The sequence below is a fragment of the Herminiimonas sp. KBW02 genome (assembly GCF_003852535.1).
Taxonomy (GTDB): Bacteria; Pseudomonadota; Gammaproteobacteria; order Burkholderiales; family Burkholderiaceae_D; genus Oxalicibacterium.
Genome location: NZ_QAJP01000013.1, coordinates 17204 through 20245, shown reverse-complemented (window position 1 = coordinate 20245; position 3042 = coordinate 17204). Strand labels below are relative to the sequence as shown.

2 protein-coding genes and 1 pseudogene are annotated in these 3042 nt (G+C 49.6%); all 3 read right to left on the bottom strand.

Going from position 1 to position 3042, the window contains the following annotated elements; genetic code table 11:
• Positions 1-62: pseudogene (locus DBR37_RS17065) on the bottom strand (elongation factor Tu); the annotation flags it as partial.
• 130 nt (positions 63-192) lie between these two features.
• A complete protein-coding gene (gene fusA, locus DBR37_RS17060; RefSeq protein ID WP_124575671.1) occupies positions 193-2301 on the bottom strand; it encodes an elongation factor G in 2109 nt (702 codons plus the stop codon).
• Positions 2302-2423: 122 nt separating this feature from the next.
• Positions 2424-2894, bottom strand: coding sequence for a 30S ribosomal protein S7 (gene rpsG / locus DBR37_RS17055; protein ID WP_124575670.1), 471 nt, complete (start codon positions 2892-2894; stop codon positions 2424-2426).
• Between the last annotated feature and the right edge of the window lie 148 nt (positions 2895-3042).

Genomic DNA, 3042 nt, shown 5'->3' with positions numbered 1-3042 from the left:
ACGTGACCAATTGTGCCCACGTTCACGTGCGGCTTGGTCCGCTCGAATTTACCTTTTGCCATTTTATTCTTCCTTCAAAAAGAACGATTTATTTACATTAGGATGCCCGTCATCGGACATCGTTTAATTTGATTTACTACCGACCGGGGAGCTGTGCACGCTGCCCAACTCCCCGATCTTTAACGCTTGCTATTACTTAGGCGCCTTCGATGTGACGATTGCATCGATCACGTTCTTAGGTGCTTCAGAGTAGTGCTTGAATTCCATCGAGTAGGTTGCGCGACCTTGTGTTGCGGAACGCAACGATGTCGAGTAACCAAACATTTCGGACAAAGGCACTTCGGCTTTAATGATCTTGCCGCCGCCGCCCGCGATTTCATCCATACCTTGAACCATACCGCGACGTGAGGACAAATCGCCCATCACGGTACCAGCGTAGTCTTCTGGTGTTTCAACTTCAACAGCCATCATCGGCTCCAGAATAACTGGGCTCGCTTTACGGCAACCGTCTTTGAACGCCATCGAAGCAGCCATACGGAACGCGTTTTCGTTCGAATCGACGTCATGGTACGAACCGAAGAACAGAGTGACTTTAACGTCAACCACTGGGTAGCCCGCGAGGACGCCCGAGGTCAATGTTTCGCGCACACCTTTTTCAACTGCAGGGATGTATTCGCGTGGAACCGTACCGCCTTTAATTGCGTCGATGAATTCGAAGCCTTTACCTGGTTCTTGCGGTTCAATTTTCAGAACCACGTGACCGTACTGACCACGACCACCGGATTGCTTAACGAATTTACCTTCGATTTCTTCGCAAACTTTACGGATGGTTTCACGGTATGCAACTTGTGGCTTACCAACGGTCGCTTCTACGCCAAATTCGCGCTTCATACGATCAACGATAATGTCCAGATGCAACTCGCCCATACCAGCAATAATGGTTTGACCTGATTCTTCATCGGTACGCACGCGGAACGATGGATCTTCAGCTGCCAGACGGTTCAACGCCAGGCCCATTTTTTCCTGGTCAGCCTTGGTTTTAGGCTCAACAGCTTGCGAAATAACCGGCTCAGGGAAAATCATGCGCTCGAGGACAACAACAGCTTTGTCGTCGCACAGGGTGTCACCTGTCGTTGTATCTTTCAAGCCAACGATCGCAGCGATGTCGCCTGCCAGCATTTCTTTGATTTCTTCACGTTGATTCGCGTGCATCTGAACGATACGACCGATACGTTCTTTCTTCTCTTTAACAGAGTTGAAAACGGTATCGCCCGAGTTCAAAGTACCCGAGTAGCAACGGATAAAGCACAGTTGACCAACAAACGGATCGGTTGCGATCTTGAATGCCAGCGCCGAGAATTTCTCGGTGTCTTCTGCTTTACGCACAACTGGTTCGTCATCTTCGTTCACGCCTGGCACTGGTGGAATATCCACTGGCGATGGCAGGTACTCAACAACGCCGTCCAACATAGCTTGTACGCCCTTGTTTTTAAAGGCGGTACCGCACATCATTGGAACGATTTCGCTGGCGATCGTACGTTGACGAATCGCAGCCTTGATATCGGCTTCGGACAAATCGCCCTCTTCCAGATACTTGTTCATCAGTTCTTCCGATGCTTCAGCAGCGGCTTCAACCATGTTTTCGCGCCATTTCTTAGCATCAGCCAACAGATGCTCAGGGATGTCGCCGTATTCAAACTTCATACCTTGCGAAGCGTCGTCCCAGATGATTGCTTTCATCTTGACCAGATCGATTACGCCTTCGAACGAGTCTTCAGCACCGATAGGCACTTGCATAGGCACAGGGTTAGCCTTCAAACGCGCACGCATTTGATCGTAGACTTTGAAGAAGTTCGCGCCGGTACGGTCCATCTTGTTGACGAATGCCAAACGCGGGACTTTGTACTTGTTAGCTTGACGCCAAACTGTTTCAGATTGCGGCTGCACACCACCCACTGCACAGTAAACCATGCATGCGCCATCAAGTACGCGCATTGAACGCTCAACTTCAATTGTGAAGTCAACGTGGCCTGGGGTATCAATGATGTTGATGTGATGCGCTGGGAAGTTACCTGCCATGCCTTTCCAGAAGCAAGTGGTAGCAGCGGAAGTAATGGTAATACCGCGCTCTTGCTCTTGCTCCATCCAGTCCATGGTAGCCGCGCCATCATGCACTTCACCCAGCTTGTGGTTTACGCCGGTGTAGAACAGGACGCGTTCGGTCGTGGTGGTTTTACCAGCGTCAATGTGAGCCGAAATACCGATATTGCGGTAACGCTCAATGGGGGTCTTGCGAGCCATGATTAATCCAATATCTCTTTAACGAACAAAACCGAGCATCATTTTTTTAAATGAGGTGCCCGGCTTCGAACAATTTGTATAAGCAGACAAACGTCAACGCATGAACGTTGACGCTACTTTTATTAGAAGCGGAAGTGCGAGAACGCTTTGTTCGCTTCTGCCATACGGTGAACTTCATCGCGCTTTTTCATTGCACCGCCACGGCTTTCAGCCGCTTCGAGCAATTCACCAGCAAGACGTTGTGGCATCGATTTTTCGCTGCGTTTGTTTGCAGCTTCGCGCAACCAGCGCATGGACAAAGCCATACGACGAACTGGGCGAACTTCAACCGGCACCTGGTAGTTAGCACCACCAACGCGACGGGATTTTACTTCAACCAATGGTTTGCAGTTTGCGATAGCAGCAGAGAACACTTCCAGCGGATCTTTGCCGGATTTTGTTTGAATGTGCTCAAACGCACCGTAAATGATGTTTTCTGCGACCGATTTTTTACCGGACAACATCAAAACGTTAACGAACTTGGCAACATCAACATTGCCGAATTTCGGATCTGGCAAGATTTCCCGCTTGGGAACTTCACGACGACGTGGCATTTCGATTCCTTTCAATCTTCAGTTGAGTACACGGTGACATATTCGCCGCACACTCGCGGATGATCATCATAACCACCCACTTACTCGGTCCATTGGGGACCGACACTCATTTCGCAGAGACTGCGAAAAACTTTAATTACTTCTTAGC